Below are 24445 nucleotides of genomic sequence, written 5' to 3' on the forward strand. Positions count from 1 at the left end.
TAGCAAATCATTTTCAATTTTCAACTTTCCATTTTTAATTAAAATAAACTCAGCTTATTTTCCTTGAGATTCCATCCACTTAGTTTCAGAGTAGTGGGAGAGGAGCTCAGGCGATTGTTGCTGTACGTACATTCTATCACTTTCTTTTCGCCGGGTAAGATGCTGAAGTAATTGTCTGACCAGAATACCGGATATACAATTTCTTTATTAGCATCAGTAAGCGCTAATTGGCTGAGAAAAGCGATGGTTCCGGAGTTGTTTTCCAACTCTACAGAGATGCCATTTTTGCCGTTTGCCAAAGGCGATACTTTCACCTGAAGTTCTGTTTCCGGCAGCTTGGACAAGTCTTTGAAGTCGCCATATTCAAGCATAGGAGTACCTACCCAGCTTGTTTTATCCCAGTCATGAACATCAGCTTTGGAAGAGAGGCAGTAAAAGTTGTCAGCCAGCAGATTATTGTCTTTATCTGTAACCGTAAGGGAGAGGAATGTATTCTTTGCGTTATTGTTTACTGTATAAATATTTTGTACACTGTTTGCTTCCAGTGTCAGGGTCATTTGCTCATTGAATAATGCTTTTGAGTCTGTAGCATGCCCACGGATTACAACTGTTACATCTTTGGTAGCAGAACAGGTTTCGTTTACAGCATAAATGCCATTGTCCTTATAGTTATAGATCAGTTGTACAGGCATGTTGGCTTTCTTCACTCCATAATAAGCAGCCACCGGAATGCCGAAATGATCATACAACTGCCAATACATAGAAGGCCAGGCCGAATTAAGCATCCATTGTACAACACCGGTTGCTTCCTGCGGATTGATGCGGAATGCCTCAAACATACTCTTGGTAGATTGCATATTCATCAGGTAGGCGCTATTCAGATAGCTATGCAGATTGTTGGGCTTGCCATACATCCCTTCTATCGCTTCGGTAGTAGGTTTCATATTATTCAGAGCCGTAGTAGACGTTGTACAATGATAATCCCAATACTCGTTTAGAGGCCAGAGCTTGTCTTCGGGCATCATTTTCAGCAAAGACTCGTAGGTGGGAATACTGGAACCGGGGCTTGTTTCGGTATTGAAACCATAGTTTCCGCCTAGTTTGTCTTCAAACCAGTAATTAGGTCCTACATATTCATAAGGCCCTACCATTTTCATACCTGTCGGACCAGTTACTTCGCTTGTTCTGTTGGCGGCACAACCTACATACGGGCGGTTGTCTATCACAGCCAATAGCTCCATGTAGCGTTGTTCCAGCGTAGGATGGAGTAACATATCACTTCCGCCCAACCAGGCAATAATGGAAGGATGGTTTCTTAGCCAAAGCACCTGATCGTTGAAGTAACGGTATAGTAAATCCTTGTCGTGATCGGTTTGAATGCAACCAAAGCGGCTTTCCGGACCTCCGAAGTAGCCTTCCCATTCCCATTGACAACTCCAGCCAACCAAGGCAAGCATGCCGTATTGGTCGCAAAGGTCGTAGATGTTCTGACTGGTTCCCCAAATATTCTCAAAGCGGATAGAATTCAGGTTCATATCTTTTACATACTGTACCTGCATTTCGTTACTTTCAAAATTGTCTCTCAGGAAGATATCGTCTGTCCAACCAGCACTTTTAACCAGTACTTTCTTTCCGTTCAGGATAAAGCCTCTGTGCCCTTTCTCTGTCATATAGGTTTCAATGCTACGGACACCAAAGCTTATGTTTTCTTGGGCAGATACTTTATTGTCAGCCACGAATTGAAGATTCAGTTGGTACAGTTCCGGTTTACCCATATCGTTACACCACCACAGGCGGGGATTCTTCATGTGTAAACCCTTTACGTCGTCGGGAGTAATTTTTACTGTTTTGTTCTCACCAGCCTTTAGAGTAACCGGTATCTGGAATGTCAGATTCTCTATTTTTCCTTCAATCCTACCGGTTGTTTCCTGGTCAGACAGGTTGGTTAGCTGTGTTTCTACAGTAAGCCAGGCTTCGTTCAGTGTTTCCTTATTGATGTCGGTTTGTACCCAGGTATTCTTCATTTCTACGCTACCTGTAGTGATTAGCCTTACCTCGCGGAAGATCCCCATGTTCTCATCCAGCGGACGTGGATTCCAGTCTACAAAGCCCATGTTGGGTTCTCCATCTCTGGCACGGAATACTTCTACGGCCAGTACGTTATCCTCTTGTAGATAGTCTGTAATGTCGAATGAGAAACGGCAGAATGTACCATAGGTATCCTCTTTTGAAGCGATCTGCTTTCCGTTTAGCCAGATGTTCGCACGATAGGTTAATCCGTCGAACAACAGTTTTGTGTATTCGCCTTCTCCTTTTGCAGGACTTTTAAATGTAGTCCGGTACCACCAGGAGGTATCAAAGGGTGTCCGGTCGGCATTTTTGTAGTTCATACCGAACAGTAAATCCTTATATAAACCATTGGCCGTAAGTACTCCCATCACTGTAGAAGGTACAGTAGCCGGATACCAGGCGTTAAGGTCTGCCGATGAGGTAGACAGGGTTGCTCCGGCCTGACTAGTCTGGGCAGATGATTGAAGTAACCAATTGTCTGATAATAAAACTTCATTCGTCAGTATTAGCTTTTCGTTCTTTGTACACGACATCAGGGATGCGCATACCATTGTCACAAAGACAAGATGGGTAATGAATCGTTTCATAATCGAGTCGTATTAAAATTGTGTAGTTGTGATTATTGTACTAAAGCAAGCGCTCCTAATAGCGCTATATCAGGGTTTTTTGAAATTTTAATTTGTAGCTTTTCTAATGATTTAGGGAAAAGGAATGTTTGAAGCGATGCTTTCAGGCTTTCTGAAAAAAGAGGGAAAGCATCGGCTATTCCTCCGCCGAAGACAATCGCGTCCGGGTCGTAAGCATAAAGAATAACCTGTACCAATTCTCCCAGGTGTTTCCCGTATTCTTCCCATATTTTCAAGGCTTCAGGATCATTGTTGCGTGCGCGTTCGGCTGCTTCTTTTCCGCTTGTATTGTGATAGGTGGTGAAGAATTCGCTGCCGCAGTAATGCTCATATACATGATCCAGATACCGCATGCAGCCTATCTCGCCTGCTCCGACATTGCTCCCGTTATACAATACATTATCTATAACAACACCAGCTCCTACGCCCGTGCCCAGAGTAACACCAATCATGTTAGGGTACCCTTTTCCTTCCCCATAACGGTTTTCACCGATGGCAAAGCAATTGGCATCATTATTAATGAAGATGGGGATATGGAACTCATCTTCCAGAATTTGTCTCAGATGTACCTCTTCCCACGCGGGGATATTTGTTACGTTGTAAACAATCCCTTTGCTTACGTCTACAACGGAAGGTACTCCGATACCAATACCTGTAACTTCGGAAGATATCATGGGAGAAATAACCGATTTAAGATATGTGATAGATTCCTCCAACTGCATTTTTGAAGGACTCGGCGCCGAGATCTTTTCTATGATCTTCCCATCATGTAGTTTCCCGATGCGGATATTTGTCCCTCCTAAGTCTATACCTAATTTCATGGCTTATAAAGTTTAATCAGTATGACAAAAGAAGTCCAAATACGCACTAAGCTCTACGCTTCTCACGTATAAATATCTTCAAATCCCGCAAATGTTATACGATTCTTACCCTTTTGTTAGTCTCCGCCAGGCTGAAATAACCGAATTTAGGCTTTTCATCACCGATAAGGCCAAACCACTCCCGGGTGCTTTTATATTGGGAGTGTTCGGGTCTGGCAAGGATAAACTTCATTGTTTCATATCCCCAGACACCTCCGCTATCTTCGGGAGGAGTAGCTCCTTTTCCTTCTAAACAAGTGGCTCTGATGGCTTTGGTATCTACTATATCTTCTATGGTAATTTTATGATGCCAATTGTCTCCAAAATCATAGACATAAGTATAGATTTCTCCAACTTCTTTCATCAGGTCTTTCAACTTCATTTTTTGGGAATTTGCAACCGTTCCCCAATCTTCATCGGAAGGGAGCATAATATTGAACGGTGCATACTCGTCTTTAATTGGAAACATGTAGAGATGATAATTCTCCCAACCAAATGCGGCCTGTATTAGCAAATGAAATCTGTGAAATGTAAATTCGGCGGGAACGAGTAGGCGTCGCCAAATGATAGGCTTGATTATCCCCTCTAATTGAATTCTTACTTTGTACTGCATATTTAGAGTTATTTTTCGTTTTCTGTATTAAAAGCATTCGTAAATGAAACCATGCATACGATACAAAGGCCCAGCAATCCTACCACCAGGTAGGCATATCGTATACTGAATGCCTGTGTAATAGCCCCGATTAACAAAGGAGCTACTAACGAGCCAATGAAACTGATGCTTGAAAGAATGGTTAATGCGATACCTACAGGTGTCTTGGATTTGGCTCCTACAAAACTGTAAATGGTAGGTACCATACATGAGATACCCAACCCTACCATCATAAATCCTAAAGAATTGACAATTACTTTTGCAAGCATGGAATGGAACACTTCACCTATCAGTGAAGAGGTGAGGAAGCCTATAAAAATGAAGGAACCGGCGATCAGTAATACACGTTTTTTGCCAAAAATACGGTAGGCATAATTGGTAAGGAAACGCCCAACGGTCATCATTACCATAAAGACAAGAAAGCCTATCTGTAGCGATTTGGGCGCCTGAATAACCGATTCAAAATAAATACCGCTCCAGTCGAACATGGCGCTTTCTATTATCAGGGCAAATAAACCGACAAGCCCTAATTGAAGCAGCAGTTTTTCCGGCATTCTGAACGTTCGCTTGGGTTCGGCTTCTTTGATTTCTTCTTTGGGTGCCGGAGTATCTTCCTGCAGATAGGGGCGACTTATGAAAACAATCGATGCTATAATCAGAGCAATCACTGAAAAATGGTAGAAGGGCGAAACATTTGTTACAATCATAACAAAGCCGATGAGTGCCCCCAAGCAAGCTGCCAGACTCCAACCTCCATGAAATGTAGCCATGATCGTTCGTCCATACATTCGTTCGATGCCTATTGCCTGAGTATTGAGCGAAATGTCGCACAAATTCCAAAACACGCCAAAACAAAAGAGGAAAATACCCAGCAAAACGATGTGTGAAGCGGCTCCGATAGCAAACAAAGATAAACCGTAGCCAAGTATGCTAATCTGTACCATAATGCGGCTTCCCAGCTTGGAAATCAAATAACCTGCCAGGGGTATGGCTACAAATTTACCAACGGGGATAAGAAATAATACCAGCCCCCAGTAAAAAGCATAATTAACTTCAAAAATATCTTTGATATCAGGAATACGGCTTGCCCAGCTTGAAAAACATAGTCCCTGTGCCAGGAAAAAAGTGAGAGCGGCATAGCGAATTTTCTCTTTTGAAATCAGCGCTTGTGTGTTCATCTAACAGCTATTGTATCTTCAATGATTAAGTCTATTTTTAATAAAGGGGATAAAGATAATGATTTCTCTTTATTATATAAAGTCTATATAGCCAATTATGACTTATTTTTTACACGAAGGCGCGGAGACGAAAAAAAGGACGGCAGCTTTTTTCAAATCGCATGCATGTGATTTGAAAAAAGCATGCATGCGATTTACGGAAAGCATACATGCTTTTTTGACGCTGTTTTAATGAATTGAGATGTAAATAGTTATACCGTTCATTTGCAATATTGCATAAACTTAAAAATAGCGACAATAACTACGATTATGTGAAAGTGATTTATTAAGAAAAGAATACTTGAAGGTATTATTAATTTAGACCAATAAATTTAGGTTGTGACCAACTTTATTTGAGGGAAAGATGTATCTTTGCACGATTATCTTTGAACTTAAAAAGACATGGAGAAAGTTGATGTAAAAGATGCCAAAGGCAAACTTGGCGTTCTTATTGTGGGAATCGGAGGTGCCGTATCCTCAACATTTATTACAGGTACATTATCTGTACGTAAGGGAATAAGTAAACCTATCGGGTCGTTAACACAATTGGCTACTATACGTTTGGGAAAACGTAATGAAAATCGCTTCCCTAAAATAAAAGATGTAGTGCCTTTGTCTGACCTGAACGATCTCGTTTTTGGCGGCTGGGATATCTTTAAGGAAGATATCTATGAAGCGACTAAACATGCAGAAGTGTTGAGCAAAGACGACATCGAGGTGGTAAAAGATGAACTGGCCGCTATTAAGCCGATGCCTGCTGTTTTTGATCAGGATTTTGTGAAAAGATTACACGGTACGCATGTTAAAACAGGCGCTACCCGTTGGGATCTGACTGAACAACTACGTGAAGATATCCGTAAGTTCAAAGCCGACAATCAGTGCGAGCGGGTTGTGGTGATGTGGGCTGCCAGTACGGAAGTGTACATTCCGCAAAGCAAAGAACACGAAAGCCTGGCTGCTTTTGAGCAAGCATTGAAAGCCGACAATAAAGAAGTGATTTCTCCCAGTATGTGTTATGCATATGCCTCTATCGCCGAAGGATGCCCCTTTATCATGGGAGCGCCTAACCTGTGTATAGATATCCCCGCCATGTGGGAACTGGCAGATAAGCACAAAGTAGCTATTTGCGGAAAAGACTACAAAACAGGCCAGACGATGCTGAAAACAGTCTTAGCACCCATGCTTAAGACCCGTATGCTGGGACTGGAAGGATGGTTCTCTACCAATATCCTGGGCAACAGAGACGGTGAAGTATTGGATGATCCGGGATCGTTCAAAACGAAAGAAGTCAGCAAGTTGTCTGTTATAGACACAATCCTCCAACCTGATGTATATCCTGATCTGTACGGCAATGTTTATCATAAAGTACGTATAAACTATTATCCGCCGCGCAAGGACAACAAAGAAGGATGGGATAATATCGACATCATAGGCTGGATGAACTATCCGATGCAGTTGAAGGTAGACTTCCTGTGTCGCGACTCTATCCTGGCTGCGCCTTTGTGCCTTGACTTGGTATTGTTCGCCGACTTGGCACAGCGTTGCGGTTTCTATGGTATTCAGGATTGGCTTTCATTCTACTTCAAGAGTCCGATGCACAAGCCTGATCGTGTGCCTGAACATGACTTGTTCATACAGCATACCATCCTGAAGAATACTCTGCGTAAGATTATTGGCGAACCAACGCTGGATTATCTGGATTGATGGATTACGCAATCATAGCTGCCGGCGAAGGCTCGCGTTTGGTTCAAGAAGGGATTAAGTGCCCCAAACCGCTGGTACGCTTGAATGGAATTACGCTTATAGATCGTTTGATCGATGTATTTCTGGATAACGGAGCTACATCGATCAACGTCATTATAAATGAAGAGATGAAAGAGGTGCAGGAGCATATGCAAAGCAAAAAACTTTCTGTTCCGTTTCATCTGATCATTAAATCGACACCCAGTTCGATGCATAGTTTTTACGAACTTAGCAGATATCTAACGGGTGAGCGTTTTTGCCTGACAACCGTTGATACGATTTTCAGGGAAGAAGAATTTAAGGAATATATCCGTACCTTTGAAACGGAAAAAGAATCAGATGGCTTAATGGCCGTTACGGATTACATTGATGATGAGAAGCCATTATATGTTAATGTAGATCAAGACCTTTCCGTTGTAAGCTTTTCGGACAAAGCGGAAGTAGATAGTCGCTATGTTTCGGGAGGAATTTATTGTTTAAAGCGTTCGGCACTAACGGTATTGGAACGTGCGGTAGAACAAGGTGTTTCGCGTATGCGGAATTATCAACGCAGCCTGATAGAAGAAGGACTGAAACTGAAAGCTTATCCTTTCAGCAAGATCGTTGATGTAGACCATGCGGAAGATATTGCGAAGGCAGAACAGTTTTTGAACGTATAACTAACTTATTCATTGTATGAATGAACTGATAATAGCAGGAATCAGGAGAGGTAACAAATATTCCCCGAATCATGTGGGGAATGATGCTGCCATATTCCAGCTTACGGCAAAAGCACTTCGTGCTTACGGATGCACTGTAAACGAATACAGCGAAGCCGTTCTGTCGGAAAGAGATATAGAAGAATCATTTATTTTCGGAATGGTTCGCGACTGGACTTCCATACGCAAACTGCAAAAATATGAAAGCGAAGGCCGGATAGTTGTAAACTCTGCCTACGGTATAGAGAACTGTACCCGCGAGAAGATGACACGCCTGCTGCTTGAAAACAATATACCTCACCCCCAAAGTTTGATTGTACAGACAAACGCCGATCCCTTACCGGCCTTCGAAGAAGTGGAATTTCATACTTGCTGGATCAAGCGAGGCGATTTCCATGCCATACATCGTGAAGATGTAACCTATGTACGTAATAGGGAGGAAGCGCAAAGCATTCTTGAAGAGTATGCCATCCGGGGGATCGAAAGTGCCGTTATCAACGAACATCTGGTAGGAGACCTGGTTAAGTTCTACGGTGTAGCCGGAACAGACTTTTTCTACTGGTTTTACCCATCGTCTCAGAATCATAGCAAGTTTGGCTTGGAGCAGATCAACGGCAATGCCAAAGGGATCCCCTTTGATGCAGAACACCTTAGGGACTTGTGCAACCAAGCCGCCGATGTATTGAATATTCATGTCTACGGAGGGGATTGTATTGTGTCGGAAGATGGCGTAGCTCGTATCATTGATTTTAATGATTGGCCCAGTTTTGCCCCCTGCCGGGAAGAGGCAGCTCCTCATATCGCTAAACGGATTTATACACTAATGACTGAATCATGCAAGAACAGACAAGAAAGCCTGACTTGGAATCCACTCTCAAATCACTAGACACTGAGGAGCCTATTGATATTTATTTTTATCGTCCGATAGGGTATCGTTGGGCGATATTCTTCCATAAATTAGGTGTATCACCCAATGCTATTACTATTGCAGCTATCTTTATCGGGATAGCGGCCGGTATCTGCTTCTATTTTCAGGATATGATGATCAATGTCATCGGTATGTTGTTGTTGATATGGGCTAATTCCTATGATAGCGCAGACGGACAATTGGCTCGGATGACAGGGCAGTCTTCTCCTTTAGGAAGGATACTGGATGGTTTTTGTGGCGACCTTTGGTTTATTTCGATTTATGCAGCGATCAGCTTGCGGCTTACACCGGAGTGGGGTATCTGGATCTGGATATTTGCAGCTGTTACCGGCTTTTTCCATAGCAAGCAGGCAGCAATGGCCGATTATTACCGGAATGTACACCTGCTGTTCCTGAAGGGAAAAGCGGGAAGTGAACTGTCTAATTCGGCTACCTTGAAAGAAAACTACAGGAAGATGAGCTGGAAACATGACTTCATCTATAAACTGTTTGATACATTCTACATTAATTATACGAAAGGGCAGGAGAAACAATCTCCCAAACTACAGCAAATGCTGAAAGTAATACGTGAGAAATATCGGGATGAAGCCCCGGAATGGTTCCGGAAAGCCTTCCGTGAAAAGAGCCTCCCGCTGATGAAGTACACAAATATCCTGTCGTTTAATACGCGGGTTATTGCCTTGTTCATCAGTTTATTTATTAACTTGCCCTGGCTTTATTTCGCCTTTGAAATAACTGTATTAAATATATTACTCATTTATATGCTTGTAAAACATGAACGCATTTGTGCGTTATTTACCAAGCAATTAGAAGACTCTTAATCTAGACAATATGCTTAATCTGGAAAAGATAAAAGGAATTATTTTCGACTACGGAGGGACGATCGACAGTAACGGTATGCACTGGGCAGAGGTGATCTGGATGTCGTACGAAGCGATACAAATACCGGTTACAAAAGAAGTGTTCCGGGAAGCATACGTGCATGGCGAACGCACCTTGGCGAAGAACCGCATCGTATTACCCAACCATAACTTCTGGCACGTATTACGCCTGAAAGCCGAAACACAAATACAATGGCTGATAGACAATGGGCACTTGCCTGCTGATACGGATTTTACGAAGTATACAACCGGTATTGCCGACTGGTGCTATGCCTATAGCCAGACTGCCATTAGCGCCGCCATACCTGTCTTGAAGAAGTTGGCCGAGAAATATCCGATGGTATTAGTCTCTAATTTCTATGGGAATATCGAGGCTGTATTGAAAGACTTTCATCTGTCGGGTTTCTTTCAATCGGTAGTTGAATCCTCGGTAGTAGGAGTGCGTAAGCCGGATCCGGCTATCTTTACTTTGGGAGTAGAGCAGTTAGGTCTTCTTCCTGAAGAAATTGTAGTGATTGGTGATTCGTATGATAAGGATATGGAGCCGGCAGCTAAAGTCGGTTGCCAGACAGTCTGGTTGAAAGGCCTTGGCTGGTCTGAATATACAGGCCAGGAAACAGCCGATGCCATTATCGCGGATTTTCAAGAACTAAAGGAGCTTTTCCAACTACAATAATTCAAATAAACCATTTTAGGCGAGGATTAGACCTTTCCTCTTTCAGGCTTGCTTTATAACTTTGCAATATAAATGTTTTGTTTATGTTGAAGAAAGTCTTATTCTTATTTTTGTGTATCAACCTGTTTGCCTGTGACCTGATAGACTACCATCCGTATGATGGGCGCTTAGACTCGGATATAGAAACAGGCCTTAACAAAAAAAATATCGAACGCATAACAACCTTGTGTGAAACGAAGGATACGATTCGATTCGCATTCATGGGAGATACCCAGCGATCGCTGGACGAAACCGATGATTTCGTGAAGCTTATGAACCGTAATGACTCCATCGACTTCGTGATACATGGAGGCGATATCACCGATTTCGGACTAAAGAAAGAGTACGAATGGGCCTATGATATATTCTCTAAACTGAAGCAACCTTATGTAGCCCTGATAGGCAATCATGACGTTTTAGGAAATGGCGACCAGGTCTATAAGAAACTATATGGTGCAGAGAACTTCTCCTTTATGGCCGGAGATGTAAAGTTTGTTTGCCTGAATACCAATGCGATAGAGTACGACTACTCACATCCTATTCCCGATTTTACGTTCATTAAAAACGAACTGACGGATACCCTTCCTGCCCATAAACGTACGATTGTTGTGATGCATGCTCCTCCGGGATGTGAGCAATTTGATAATAATGTGATGGATGTATTTCAGATTTATATCAAGTATTTTCCCTCTTTGATGTTCTGTATTCATGCACATAATCACCAGTTTACAGCAACAGATATTTTTGATGACGGCATTATTTACTATGGCTGTGAAAATATAGGCAAGCGAAGCTATTTGTCATTTACGTTAACAAAAGAAGATTATAGCTATGAACTCATCCATTTTTAAGCTCTTTTTCGTGCTGCTTTTCTTTTCTGTTTCTACTGCAAAGGCACAGGAAACGACGAATGAAAAGAAAGACATATACCAAAGAAGGGTAGAGAAGCAGATGAAGTTCTGGCAGGCGCTTACTCCCAAGTACACGAAGTTGCAGTTTGCCGGTTCCATCGGGTTGCTGTCGGGTGGGATAGGCTGGAATTACGGCAAAGAGCATTGGGAAACGGATTTGCTACTGGGTATTGTACCACGGAATGCCGACCGCCATGCCATGGTAACCTTAACATTGAAGCAAAATTACATCCCCTGGCGACTATTTTTGCGCGAGAAAGTATCCTTTGAACCCCTCACTTGCGGTCTATATACAAATACGCTTTTAGATGGAGATTTCTGGGTGAATAACCCGGATAAGTATCCCAACAAATACTATACCTTCTCAACCAAAGTGCGTTTTCATGCCTTTCTGGGTGAACGTCTTACCTTGCAACTAAACCCGGAGAAATGGCCTTTCAAATCAGTAACCTTCTTCTACGAATTCAGCACCTGCGATTTATATCTGATTTCGGCAATCAATAATAATATACTTAAGCCTAAAGATTATCTAAGTCTTTCATTCGGTATCAAGTTACAGGTTTTATAATCTACAACTGTAGAACTCATGTTCAACTACTGTTGAATACATGTTCAACAACTGTGGGATTTTAACTCCTTTGTAATAATGAAGAATCTTATGCTATACTTAGGCACAAAAAAAGGGAGGAAAACCCAGCTGGTTTCCCTCCCTTTTTTATGAATTAACTATTGCTTATAAAACATTTAGCTCTATTGTTTCTTTATAGATTACACCGTCAATATGCAATTTGTAAACATGAATTTTTACACTTGAGTTTACTTTTCCATATGAGAAGGAACCTGTTTCTTGATTATAATAGAAATTATCAAGATCATCACATTCTATATAGTAGTCATATACATCACCCGGGGTTGCTGTAGAATAATCAAACGAAATATAATATTCTTTGCCTTCTGCAATTGATGCTTTGCCGGCAGATACTGCACTACCACCTATCTGTGCAACCATAACTTCAGCTACTGGGTCAGTGTTGCTGACAAATCTGATACTTGTTTTGCTGTAATTAGAGTTACCCGATGAAGATACCAGTCTGTAAACTGCATTTGCTTTAGGCGATCCGTTTATATTTACAATAGGGATGGCATATAGGTCACCGGTAGATTTAGTCAGTAAACCACTATACGATTGAGTTTCTCCCAATCCAAAATATGAACCTCCTTGTGAGTCTTCAAGTGTGAATGCAATGCCACTGGGATCTCCTCCGTCGAATCGGATCATGACATATCCTCCTGTAGACGTGACTGTAGTTCCGACAGAAACAGCTTTGCTTCCCTGAGTCCAAGTTGTATCTCTGCCTGTGTAGTCCGCTTTAATTTCTGTGATGGTTCTACGTTGAATAATCAGATCATTATTTGCTAAATCTGCCCAACTTACTTTGCTGTTGCTGTCTAAACTGGCCAACTGCGCAAAGCCAAGCAGTTCAAATGAGCTGGAAGCTGTTCCGGATTTAGGGAGTGGTATCGCAGTTAAAGTAGTTGCTCCTTGTCCCATCTTTACATATAAGTTATAATAAGAACCCATATCAACAGCATAAGAAATAAGATCATTTCCGGTGAAGGAAACAGAATCAGCTTTAAATGCTCCATTCTTCCAAGTGTAGAATACCCATTTGTTGTTAATAAATTCCGGGCTTTTTCCATCAACATTACTACCACCTGAAGGAATAGCTACGGCAGGTTCGTTATTGATGGTAACAGGTAAAGTATCAGTTCCTTGTACTGTATGCCATACACTGTCTTTGATTACGTAAAGAATTCCGTCTCTTCCGGGTGCTCCGTTCGTTCCGTTCGTTCCGTTTGTTCCGGGATCTCCTTTGATTCCGGAGATATTATTGCTGCTTCCATCAGCGAAATTAACTGTTAGTGTACTTCCGTTAGAGCTAACATTCGTTACTAATGTTCCGCTACCTACTTTTGTTTTGATAGCATCTACGTCTGATTTAAGCGCTTCAATTTGATTTTGTAAATCATCTATATCATCGTCATAGCTTGTGCCACATCCTGTGAAAGTGGCTGATATCGCGAAAAGTGATATAATTCCGATGATCAATTTGCTTGTAAAACTCAATTTTGCTTTCATTATTCTATATACTAATTTAAAATTTATTCGATACGGTTAATTGAAAATCGGGGCTAAGGTATAGTTTTTTTGTGATATATTACTCACCTTTTAGTGTTTAAAAGAACTACAGAGTCTAAACTTTTCAACTAAATGATAATAAAGTGGAGTTTATTGCGTATTTTCGCCATCGTTTTTTATAAATAAAATGTAATATGAAACAAAGAGTATTGAATCGATCATTCGCTTTTCGCTTTAAAAGATTTATGCGAAAAGGGTATGCCGCCTTCTGTAGTATGCACAAGGTGGTAAACATTGGAGTAGTAACCGGATGTGTGCTTGCGGCAACGCCCGTACAAACTACCAAAGCACAGGCAGTTGCCGGAGAACAACTACAGAAAGTATGGGAAGAGGAACTGGATGAGGTGATGGTAACGGCCTCACGCCTGGAAATGCCTCTTAGCCAGACAGCCAAGCTGGTTACTGTCATTACCAAAGAGCAGGTAGAGCAAGCGCCCGTCCAGAGTATCCAGGATTTATTAGTGTATGTGGCTAATATAGATGTCATCCAGCGAGGAGGGCATGGTGTACAAGCCGACATCTCGATCCGAGGAGGATCATCCGACCAAAACGCAATACTACTGAATGGAGTTAACCTTTCCAACCCTCACACCGGACATTACAGTTTCGATATCCCCATCAATCTTTCCGACATAGAACGTATAGAGATTATCCATGGCCCTTCAGCCTTGGTGTATGGTGCTAGCGCCTTCTCCGGGGGAATCAATATCGTTACCAAAAAGAATACCGATACCCGCTTGTATGCCAATGTAGAAGCAGGTATGCACAAGCTCCGGGGTATAGAAGCAAGGGGCACTGCGCAGACAGGCATAGCTTCTCATAGTCTTTCCGTAGGTCATAGTGCTTCAGAAGGTTATATAGCCAACAGTGACTATGACCTGTACAATGTGTTATGGCAAACCCGGATGAACTTACCGCAAGCCTCCAAACTGAACATACAACTGGGGTATAATGATAAAAAATATGGTGCAAATACCTTTTACTCTGCTAAATACCCCAATCAGTATGATCAGACCAGCTCGTATGTAGGTTCCGTAAAAGGAGAGTTCGGCTCAAGCTTCAAAATCGTACCCATCCTCTATTGGAACAGGCATCACGATCAGTTCGACCTGATAAAAGGAAGCGATACAGGCCGCAACTATCATCGGAATGACACCTATGGGGGCAACCTAATCTTTATCTATTCCTCGAAACTGGGCAATACCAGTCTGGGAGGCGAATTACGTAAAGAAGATATCATGAGTAGTGTATTGGGCAAGCCGATGGTGGAACCACATCGCAAATATAAAATGTATGATGATCGCACGAATACAAGTGTGGCTCTGGAGCATACCTACTCCCTGAAACGTTTGGTGCTCTCTGCCGGCCTTCTGATGAATCATAACACCTTGCTGAAAGGAAAATATAAATTTTATCCCTCTGTAAATGCAGCCTATCGTCCGGTAGACGAACTAAAAATCACGGCGTCATGGAGCAAATCAACCCGTATGCCAACCTTTACAGACCTTTATTATACCACCGAAACGCATAACGGAAATGAAGGTCTGAAACCGGAACGATCAGAAGCCTTAGACCTTGGCCTGAAGTGGGAACAGCCCCTTGTACAGGCTTACCTGACAGGCTTTTTTCTGTGGGGCAGAGACATGATAGACTGGGTAAAAGAAGATCCCAGCGATCCCAAATGGGCTTCCTGGAATTTTACAAAAATAAATACACAAGGGATAGAGGCCGGCGTATGTTTCCGCCTGGCAGAGTGGTTGCCCGCTTTGGGTAAGACTTCGTCCTTAGCCCTGGATTACGCTCGCATGCATCAAACGTGTGATACCAAGGGTCTGATATCCAAATATGCACTCAACTATTTGCGGGACAAATTCACCACCCGTCTGAGTCATGATATATATAAAGGCCTGTCTGCCAGCTGGTATTTCCGTTTCCAACAACGCATGGGCACTTACGAGAAGTTTGAGCATTCAGAGAAAACAGGCGATCACCCATTCCCCGCCTTTTCCACCTTAGACCTTAAACTGGCCTACCAATACAAGGCAATCACCTTCCACCTCAACCTAAACAACCTCTACAATACCACCTATTTCGACCTGGGAAACATCCCCCAACCCGGCTTCTGGTTGACTGGCGGTATTAGTTGTAGTATTAACTAAAAAGCAAATAAAAAGAGGCTATCGCAAGACAGCCTCTTTCTATTTATTTAGCTATTAATTTCTCTTGAAAAGAAATTAGATCTTTCCTATCAATAATTCGGATTTTGTATTAAAATACTAGGAGCAAGGTCTATCTCATCTTGCGGGATTGGCAAAATCGTACGATAGTCGTCGTATTTTATTTCTCCGGCATTAGGATTAACCACTGATTTCTTATTTCTCCAATAATCGAATGCCATGCTGTTTTCTGCAAACAATTCAACTCTGCGTTCGAACAGAATTTCATCCAATGTAATACTGCTTACATCTGTATATCCGGTGATACGGTTTTTACGTAGTGTGTTAACGTAAGATGCTGCCTCTGCTGTACTGCCATTTTTCAAGGCTGCCTCTGCTGCAATCAGGTATACATCAGCAAGACGAATAACCTTCGGACTGTTGGCATAAATGCTACCTTCACGTCCCGGATATTTTGCAGGATATACTCCCGGATTAGCCCCCTCCTGAGTTTCTGCTAACTGAGAGCGTACGTCTTCAGGATGATCCTGAAGGTAAGTAAGTAGTTCACCACCCTCTACAAAAGCACATTCTCCATAACCATCCGAGCTACAGTAATAGCCTAAAGAGTTACGTTGAGGGTTATAAAGACTAGTCACTGTCAGTTCAAACAAGGATTCGCTGGTGTAGGTTTGAGACCATACTTTAGTATATTCGTCAATGCTGTACAACTTGTAATCCGTATGAGCAATAACTGCTTTTGCATCGGCAAGAGCTGCAGCGTTGTTTCCATTATACAAATGAACCCTAGAACGTAAAGCAGTAGCTGCCCAATAGTTGATACGTCCGTTAGTAAGACCTTTACTTAAAAGAGGAAGCGCTGTTTCAAAATCTTTCAAAATTTGATCATAGGTTTCCTTCAGAGTTGTTCTGGCTCCGATATAATCGGTCGCATAAACTTCTGTGGAAAGTACAATTCCCGAATTTGCAGCGTTTATATCAGCAGCAGAAGTAGGTGCATGACAGAATATTCTAGCCAATTCAAAATGTATCAAGGCACGCCATGCATACAATTCTCCTACATAGTTGTCATATTCTGTTTTTTCGTCATTGGAAACTGTTAGGTTTTCTGCTGCTTCCAACGCTTTATTTACATTAGCCAATGCTTTGTAATGGAAGAAGTAAGCATCATATGGGATACCATCATATTTAGTAACAGTATATCGTGAAAGTGGGCCCGCATGATTGTTGCTACTCAAGGCTTCAAAATCGCTACCTTTCAGATCTGCATAGATACCGTAATCAGATGCATAAGTCATACGGACTGTCTTGCTACTGTTATTGGTAGACAGGAAATAGGCAACACCATTAACAGCATTTCTCAAATCTGTAACAGTTGTAATAGCATCCTCAGATGGAAGTCCTGTAGATGGCGATTCCTCCAAGAAATCACTACAGGCAGTAAGCATTATACCAGCTATAATACTATATATAATATATACTTTTTTCATAAAATTATCTGCTTATAATTAAAACTCGAAATTCAAACCAAATACGAATGATTTAGTCAATGGTGTATCTGTCTGACGATATCCATTGATGTCTACATCAGGATCTACATTGTCTGTTGCACAATAGATTAGGAACGGGTTGTTTGCCTTGAAATAAACGCGCAAATTATTTACATAACGCTTAGATATAGGCAGTGTATATCCAAAAGTAATATCTCTCATACGAATATTATCGGTAGAAAGAATGGTACGAGATGAGAAACGGTCGGAACGATAAGGATTACCATAAATAGGTTTCGGATGATCAACTACATCACCTGGTTTCGTCCAATAATTTCCGGCAACTTCTTTATTCATATTGAAACTACCAATTCGTACCCCATCACTATATGTTAGGAAATAACCGGTATAGTCAAACATACTAGCTCCGGTTTGGAAAGAGAACATAAAAGAAAGGTCGAAGTTCTTATATTTAAACATATTAGTCATACCTCCCATTACATCGGGTAATGCTTTGCCTACAACAGTAGGTTTTGCTTTAGAGTAAGCGTTTGTAACATTACCATCTTTTACAGTTTGCCCTTCAATAACGGCATCACGGCTGTTTAAAGTAGGATCAATATAGAACTCGCCTAAACCTGTTTCCGAGTTTACTCCTAGCCATTGTGGCAAGTTAAAAGTATGCATTGATTCTCCTTCACGTAACAGATACATATTTCCATCACCATACATAACATCGTTTCCACCAGGTAATTTAGTAATTTCACTGTTCATAAAACTCAGGTTGAAGTTCGTAGACCATGTGAAATCTTTTGTATGGATGTTTGTAGAATTTATGGTTATTTCCACACCGTTGTTCTTCAACTCACCCATATTCTGGATATTGGAAGCAAATCCGGTTACGATAGAGGTAGGAACAGAGAATAACAGGTCGGTTGTTTGCTTGTTGTAGTATTCTACAGACAAGGTTACCCGGTCGTATAGTGTCCAGTCGAAACCAACATTGAAACTCTTAGACTTTTCCCAGCCCAGTTTTGTGTTTCCGGCATTTCCCCAGTAAATAGCACTTTCGTCTCCATATCCACCACTAAAAGAATAAGTGGCAAGGTTAGAGTAGAAACCTGTTGGCAGGTTACCATTTGTACCATAAGAAAGGCGAAGTTTCAAATCTGTAAATAACGGGTTGTCTGACAGAAAACTTTCTGCACTAACGCGCCATGCACCAGCTACCGACCAGAAGTTTGCCCAACGATTGTCGGCTCCCAGACGGGAAGAACCATCTCTACGGAAACTACCTGATAGATAGTATTTATTGTCATAGTCATAGTTTGCATTTGCTAGATACGACATAATGTTAGCCGCATAAGTTGAACTGGAAACTCCTCTTGGTTGGCCATTTACCAACTCAGGAAGTTTATCTGTTGAATACTTATCTGCAGACATAGAGGTATACAAAAGATCACGTGCTTCAACTTCATAACCTACTAATGCGCGTACATTATGTTTGTCGAAACTTTCTGTATAATTAAGAGTTGAAGACGAAGTAATCGTTTTATTTGCGAAATTTGTACGATATCCTAAACCTCCTAATGCTGCTCCATTCACACTTTCAGGAGCCCAAAATTCACGTTCTTTGTTATCAACGTAATCATATCCAAAGATTGTTTTAGCTGAAAAGCCATATGGCAAAGTGACTTCTGCTTCCAGGTTAGTCAAGCTACGCAACATATCAGAGCTAACGGTTTCTGCTTTCGGACCACTTTTCTGTCCCAACATTAAGTTAGGGTTTGATACATTGGGGTTTAAACTTACATTAGAGTTATAAGAACCATCTTCCAATTTATTAACAGCTGTGGGATCCAATGAGAATATCATAGACAATGGAGCCGAGGTGCCAAATCCTTGAGATTGGTCATTTTGGTCACGAAAACCTTCAGTGTTAGTAAACGAAAGCATCTGACGCACACCAAAACGCAACCAGTCTTTTGCATAATGATCCAAATTGATACGTCCGCTAAAACGCTCAAATTCACTGCCTTTTACAACACCTTTATTTTTGTTGTAACCCAAACCTGTATAGAATTTTGTTTTGTCGCTACCGCCGCTTATAGATATCTGGTGATCAGTAGTCATACCATTCCCGTAGATTTCATCTCTCCAGTTCGTATTGTTGTTGCTGTCATAATTCCAGAAAAAGTCAGGAGTATCCCGATCAGCAAGAGCAGCTGCATCAGTTTCCGACTGTCCCCGATAAGCATAATAGTTCTTGATACCATGCCAATAATACTCTTTCATATCTTTAGCACTCATTGGGTGGTATTGGCTACCAACTGCTATATTGGTCCATCCGGTTTCCATATTATAAGAAACCTTGGTTTTTCCTGATTTTCCCTGTTTAGTAGTAATGATAATTACACCGTTTGCAGCACGCGAACCATAAAGAGAAGCAGCGGCAGCATCTTTAAGAATAGTCATACTTTCAATATCTTCCGGGTTCAAAGAAGAAAGCATTGATTGCGATTTCAAACCTGAAGAAAGGTTAGCAACATCATCAGTAATAGCAACTCCATCAATAACATATAAAGGTTGATCGGATGCACTATACGAACTAATACCTCTAATAAGAATACGTTGGTTTGATCCCGGGTTACCTGTAGAACCTCCGATGTGTACACCGGCTACCTTACCCTGTAATGATTTTACCAATGATTCTTTTTGAGTGGAAACATCAGCAGCACTTAAATTAGAAGCCGAACCTGTAAACGAAGCTTTCTTGACAGTACCGTAAGCTACTACCATCACTTCGTCAAGTGCCTGGGCACTTGTGCTTAATGTTACCTGAACATTTGCCCGAACCGCTACTTCCTGCGACTCCATTCCCACATACGAAACTACTAGAGTTCTTGCGGAACTTGGTACATTTTTTCGAGGTCACGGATGATTGTCATATCCATGATTTTTCCATATATTTCTGTGGTTTTGACGCTTTTATGACCTAATAGTTTTTGTACGGTAGTGATGTGGGCTCCTTTATATAAAAGTAAAGTGGCATTTGTGTGTCTGGCTGTGTGAAAGGTGATTTTTTTTATACCGGACAAACGGGCAATCTCTTGTAATTGTTTATTAATATTAGAGTTAGCATTGCTATTTATATTAAAGAAGTTTGGTTCATCCATGTATTTATTATAAATAGCAACAGCTTTTCCGTTAAACAACAAGTAAATAGGCAAACGAGTATCTGTATCGGTTTTTGTCGAAGAAAAAAACAACCATAATTTGCCGTCAATATATCGGAAATTCTGGGTTCTGATCCTAGATGCATCAGAGAAGCGCAAGCCTGTATAACAGCAGAATAAGAACATATCCAAGCACCTTCTCAAGCCTTTCTTAGCACTCAAATCTATCTGTTCCAGTCTATATAGTTCTTCGGGGCTGAGATGAATCTTTGGACTTTCAACACTTCGTATTTGATATTTCCTGAATGGGTTTCTATTCATATCAAACAAGTCTTTCTTAATTGCCAGATTTATGTAGCGCTTTAGGTGTCTCATGTGTTTTGCTATTGTGTTTCTATGGTATTTTCGATGAATGAGAAAATTTTCAAAATCACATAGAAAATTATAGCTTAATTCACTGAGGATTAGATTGTTTTGAAATAAACGTATTATAGATAATGTTGAATAATGATTTTTCTTTGTCGAATTTTTCAAATGGCTTTCATCTATCTCTTTCTTCATAAAATCGGTGAATAATAATTGAGATACATTGTTGATTATCTGCAGATCATCGAGATTGTAACATTCACCATTGAATATCATTTCGAGGTCTTTCTGCTCCAATTCCACTTGTATCAGAGCTTTTCCATCCTCGTTGAGTAGTTTTTTTTGATTAAAGACCAGTTTGTAAATAACTTTTTTCATAAATGAGTATAATTTATATTTCGGAATGTATTACGTGAAGAAACAATTATTTCCCAAATATGTCAAATTGATTCAATTTGTTTTCTATTTTAATCAATTTGATTAATATTAGATATATTACTGTATTTTAAGTCTTTTTGAACAAATATTTATTGAATAATATGAAAATACCATAGAGCTTGATATTTTTTTTTAGAAATATAACCTTAAATAACTTAGTTTCTTATTTGGATTTATCATTTTTTTGTCTTTTATTTGCATTTGTTTCATTTATTTAGTGAACAAAATATTGGTGCAAATTAGTATTCGTATGTTAAACAAAAAAAGTGTGTCTATGAAAAAGATTACCTATCTTTTATTTTGCCTTGTGTTGGGCATAGGTTTGGTAACTGCTCAGACTACGCGGGTGACAGGGACTGTTATTTCCGCTGATGATGGTGAGCCAATTATTGGAGCGTCTGTAATGGCAAAAGGTACTACTGTAGGTACTGTTACAGATTTTGATGGAAAATTTGAGTTGAATGTACCAAGTTCCGCAAGAACTCTAGTAGTTTCTTATGTGGGAATGGAACAACAGGAAGTAGCTGTTCAACCAACGGTAAAGGTCGTTCTTGCATCGACTTCGCATGTTCTTGACGAACTTGTGGTTGTAGGGTATGGTGTGCAAAGAAGATCTTCTTTTACCGGAGCTTTGTCAACAGTTGGCACAGAAAAAATACAAGCTTTACCGGTGGCGTCATTGGATGAGGCTCTGAAAGGAAATGTGCCTGGGTTGACTGCAAATACAGGTACTGGTCAACCAGGAGCTGATACAAAAATCATTATCCGTGGAGTTGGTTCTATCAATGCAGGTACAAACCCCTTGTACATTGTAGATGGTGTTCCTATTACTACCGGAAACTGGACTACTGTAGCTGATAATGCGGATGATAGCTATAATGGCTCTGTTATGGGGGCTATGGCAAACATCAACCCGAACGATATTGAGTCGCTCTCTGTACTAAAGGATGCGACTGCCACTGCTATTTACGGAGCACGTGCGGCTAATGGTGTGATTGTGATAAAAACCAAACAAGGACGGCAAGGTAAAACCCAATTTAATTTTACAGCTCAAGCAGGTTTGTCAAGCTTGGCTAATACTGGATTCAAGATGTTGAATAGCAGTCAATATATAGACTTAATGACAGAATCTTACCGGAATTCAGGTTATTCAGAAGAAAGAATTGCAGAGGAATTTGCTAAATTCCCGAAAGATGCTAATGGAAATTATTATGATACAGATTGGAGAAAAGAAGCTTATCGTTCAAATGCATTAACTCAGAGCTATGATTTATCAGCTAGTGGAGGTAATGAGAAAACTGACTTTTATGTTTCCATTTCACGCTACTCTCAAGAGTCTATTACTAAATGGGGAAGCATGGATCGTACTTCTGTTCGTTTAAACTTAAACCACCGGGCATACAAATGGTTGTCGTTCGGAGGTAATATGGCTTATTCATTGAGTGACCAAGATACTCCATTAACCACTGCTGCTTATTACAGCAATCCTGTGGCAGGATCTATCAACCTGGTTCCTCTGAATCCAGTGCGTAATCTGGATGGAACTTATTATGACTCTCCGATAGGTAATAACGGGATAAATTTTGTACAGGTAAATGATCAAAATACAAGTACTACAAAAACACACCGTTTGATTGCTTCTGGTTATGGGCAGATTAATTTTACCGATAATTTATTTTTCAAGACATTGTACGGATATGACTTGATGATTCTGGATGATGATCAATATGATGATCCACGTTCTCCGGGTAATACAGCTTTTGGAAAGGGGCGTGCCACCCGCACAAATCGTAGTGTACAGGTTTGGAACTGGACAAATACATTGAATTTTGACAAAACATTCTTGGGAGTGCACAATCTGAATCTATTAGCAGGACAGGAAGCACAGGCGCAAAATACATACCGTTTAACAACGGCTGTAGAAGGTTTTGCTTCTTATAAGCTAAGACAACCTTCAGCCGGAGCTACTCCAAGTGGATATGATGGTTACGAACAAAATTCCAGAATGGTTTCTTTCTTTGGACAAGCTTCTTATAATTATGATTTCAGATATTTCCTTAGTGCCAGTTTTCGCTATGACGGTTCTTCTAAGTTCGGAAAAAACCATCTATTTGCACCTTTCTGGTCAATAGGAGCTACTTGGGATATTTCCAGGGAAGCATTTATGAAAGACACAGAGTGGCTGAATCAGTTCAGAATACGTTCAAGCTACGGAACTACAGGTAACTCTGATATAGGATATTATAATTCGTATGGCTTGTATAGCTTCAACAGTTATAACAATGCAAATGCAAGTTATCCATCTCAGATGGCCAATCCTGAATTGACATGGGAAACTGTTTCTTCTTTTAATGTCGGCTTGGACTTCAGGGTAATGAACCGCTTTGGTGGTACAATCGAATTTTATAATAAAAAGACATCCGACATGCTACTGGAAGTTCCTCTATCCCGTACCACCGGATTTGAGACACAGTGGAGAAATATTGGTGATATGAGAAACCGAGGAGTAGAAATCTCTGTTAATTTGGATCTTATCAGTAATGCAGATTTCCTTTGGCGCTTAGATGCTAACTGGGCAAAGAATAAAAATAAAGTATTGAAACTAAGCCGTCCGGATGAAGAAATTGATTGGGGTGCTAGTGACCGAAAATTAATCAGAGAAGGTGAAGATATGATGCAATTCAAGTTGGTAGAATATGCCGGGGTCAATCCTGCGGACGGAGCCCAGATGTGGTACGACCGTGACGGTGAATTGGTGTTTACCCGTAGCTATGCCAACCATGCAAAAACCGGTGTAGGATCTGCTGCTCCAAAAGGACAGGGAGGGATTACTAACACGCTTTCTTATAAAGGATTTGATCTAAGCTTTTTCTTCTTCTTCCAATATGGAAATAAGATATTCGACAACGTAGCTTACCAATACCAGAACGATGGAAGCAAATCTACTAATAATGAAATTACAGATATGTTGGATCGTTGGCAAAAACCGGGTGATGTTTCTAAAAATCCTAAACGTAGTATAACTACTACTACACAAGTATCTACCCGTTATTTGTACGATGGTTCATACATCCGTTTGAGAAATGCTAAGTTGGGCTATACAGTTCCTCAGAACATCACGAATAAGTTTCATGTGTCAAACCTTCGTTTCTTTGTTCAGGGACAAAACCTGTTTACGATTACTAAATACCCTGGAGTGGATCCGGATGCACCTTGGGATGGAGAGGCATTTTATGCTTTCCCTACTTCCAAAACCTGGACATTTGGCGTTGATGTGAAATTTTAATAAAGACAGAT

At 40.8% G+C, this 24445-nt stretch carries 17 protein-coding genes; 9 read left to right on the plus strand and 8 right to left on the minus strand.

All coding sequences use genetic code 11. The features are described from left to right. Nucleotides 1–38: 38 nt before the first annotated feature. The 4 genes from M2470_RS05530 to M2470_RS05545 all read right to left on the minus strand — a co-directional run bounded on the left by M2470_RS05530 (nucleotide 39) and on the right by M2470_RS05545 (nucleotide 5386). On the minus strand, nucleotides 39–2657 hold the full coding sequence (locus tag M2470_RS05530; RefSeq protein ID WP_280744044.1) for a sugar-binding domain-containing protein: 2619 nt from the start codon (nucleotides 2655–2657) through the stop codon (nucleotides 39–41). A gap of 32 nt (nucleotides 2658–2689) precedes the next feature. Next, nucleotides 2690–3517 carry an ROK family protein gene (locus M2470_RS05535; protein WP_280744045.1) on the minus strand — a complete coding sequence of 276 codons (828 nt, stop codon included), beginning with the start codon at nucleotides 3515–3517 and terminating at the stop codon, nucleotides 2690–2692. 94 nt (nucleotides 3518–3611) lie between these two features. Continuing rightward, a complete protein-coding gene (locus M2470_RS05540; protein WP_280744046.1) occupies nucleotides 3612–4169 on the minus strand; it encodes a plasmid pRiA4b ORF-3 family protein in 558 nt (185 codons plus the stop codon). Nucleotides 4170–4177: 8 nt separating this feature from the next. After that, on the minus strand, nucleotides 4178–5386 hold the full coding sequence (locus M2470_RS05545) for an MFS transporter (protein ID WP_280744047.1): 1209 nt from the start codon (nucleotides 5384–5386) through the stop codon (nucleotides 4178–4180). A 441-nt stretch (nucleotides 5387–5827) separates the two neighbouring features. On the opposite strand from M2470_RS05545, the gene M2470_RS05550 reads away from it, so the two are divergent. From M2470_RS05550 to M2470_RS05580, 7 genes are all read left to right on the plus strand, one after another. Next, nucleotides 5828–7129, plus strand: coding sequence for an inositol-3-phosphate synthase (locus tag M2470_RS05550; RefSeq protein WP_280744048.1), 1302 nt, complete (start codon nucleotides 5828–5830; stop codon nucleotides 7127–7129). After that, nucleotides 7129–7827 (plus strand): NDP-sugar synthase, encoded by a 699-nt coding sequence (locus M2470_RS05555; protein ID WP_280744049.1) that lies wholly within the window; start codon nucleotides 7129–7131, stop codon nucleotides 7825–7827. Before M2470_RS05550 ends, M2470_RS05555 begins: the two co-directional genes overlap by 1 nt. 16 nt (nucleotides 7828–7843) lie before the next feature. Then, the gene (locus M2470_RS05560) at nucleotides 7844–8752 is read left to right on the plus strand and encodes a hypothetical protein (protein WP_280744050.1); all 909 of its coding nucleotides are present in this window, start codon (nucleotides 7844–7846) and stop codon (nucleotides 8750–8752) included. After that, nucleotides 8701–9615, plus strand: coding sequence for a CDP-alcohol phosphatidyltransferase family protein (locus tag M2470_RS05565; RefSeq protein WP_280744051.1), 915 nt, complete (start codon nucleotides 8701–8703; stop codon nucleotides 9613–9615). The genes M2470_RS05560 and M2470_RS05565 overlap by 52 nt, the downstream gene beginning before the upstream one ends. A gap of 10 nt (nucleotides 9616–9625) precedes the next feature. Further along, nucleotides 9626–10351, plus strand: a complete 726-nt coding sequence (locus M2470_RS05570; RefSeq protein ID WP_280744052.1) for an HAD family hydrolase — start codon at nucleotides 9626–9628, stop codon at nucleotides 10349–10351. Nucleotides 10352–10434: 83 nt separating this feature from the next. Beyond that, entirely contained in the window at nucleotides 10435–11241 is an 807-nt protein-coding gene (locus M2470_RS05575; RefSeq protein WP_280744053.1) for a metallophosphoesterase, read from the plus strand. Then, nucleotides 11222–11869 (plus strand): hypothetical protein, encoded by a 648-nt coding sequence (locus M2470_RS05580; RefSeq protein WP_280744054.1) that lies wholly within the window; start codon nucleotides 11222–11224, stop codon nucleotides 11867–11869. Before M2470_RS05575 ends, M2470_RS05580 begins: the two co-directional genes overlap by 20 nt. A 165-nt stretch (nucleotides 11870–12034) precedes the next feature. Here the strand turns inward: M2470_RS05580 and M2470_RS05585 are convergent, their stop codons facing one another. Next, nucleotides 12035–13441 (minus strand): hypothetical protein, encoded by a 1407-nt coding sequence (locus M2470_RS05585; RefSeq protein WP_280744055.1) that lies wholly within the window; start codon nucleotides 13439–13441, stop codon nucleotides 12035–12037. Between the two features lie 194 nt (nucleotides 13442–13635). On the opposite strand from M2470_RS05585, the gene M2470_RS05590 reads away from it, so the two are divergent. Continuing rightward, complete coding sequence (locus tag M2470_RS05590) at nucleotides 13636–15660, plus strand: TonB-dependent receptor (protein WP_280744056.1); 2025 nt, start codon at nucleotides 13636–13638, stop codon at nucleotides 15658–15660. Nucleotides 15661–15749: 89 nt separating this feature from the next. Here the strand turns inward: M2470_RS05590 and M2470_RS05595 are convergent, their stop codons facing one another. The 3 genes from M2470_RS05595 to M2470_RS05605 are packed head-to-tail and all read right to left on the minus strand — an operon-like array spanning nucleotide 15750 to nucleotide 21088. Continuing rightward, nucleotides 15750–17168: a RagB/SusD family nutrient uptake outer membrane protein gene (locus tag M2470_RS05595; protein WP_280744057.1), complete on the minus strand. Its 1419-nt coding sequence runs from the start codon at nucleotides 17166–17168 to the stop codon at nucleotides 15750–15752. A gap of 18 nt (nucleotides 17169–17186) precedes the next feature. After that, complete coding sequence (locus tag M2470_RS05600) at nucleotides 17187–20045, minus strand: SusC/RagA family TonB-linked outer membrane protein (protein WP_280764396.1); 2859 nt, start codon at nucleotides 20043–20045, stop codon at nucleotides 17187–17189. A 17-nt stretch (nucleotides 20046–20062) separates the two neighbouring features. Next, nucleotides 20063–21088, minus strand: coding sequence for a site-specific integrase (locus M2470_RS05605; protein ID WP_280744059.1), 1026 nt, complete (start codon nucleotides 21086–21088; stop codon nucleotides 20063–20065). A 334-nt stretch (nucleotides 21089–21422) separates the two neighbouring features. Between M2470_RS05605 and M2470_RS05610 the strand changes: the two genes are divergently transcribed. Then, nucleotides 21423–24434, plus strand: coding sequence for a TonB-dependent receptor (locus M2470_RS05610; protein ID WP_280764395.1), 3012 nt, complete (start codon nucleotides 21423–21425; stop codon nucleotides 24432–24434). Nucleotides 24435–24445 lie beyond the last annotated feature (11 nt).

This window comes from Parabacteroides sp. PH5-46 (assembly GCF_029892785.1).
In the GTDB taxonomy this organism is placed as follows: Bacteria; Bacteroidota; Bacteroidia; order Bacteroidales; family Tannerellaceae; genus DFXE01.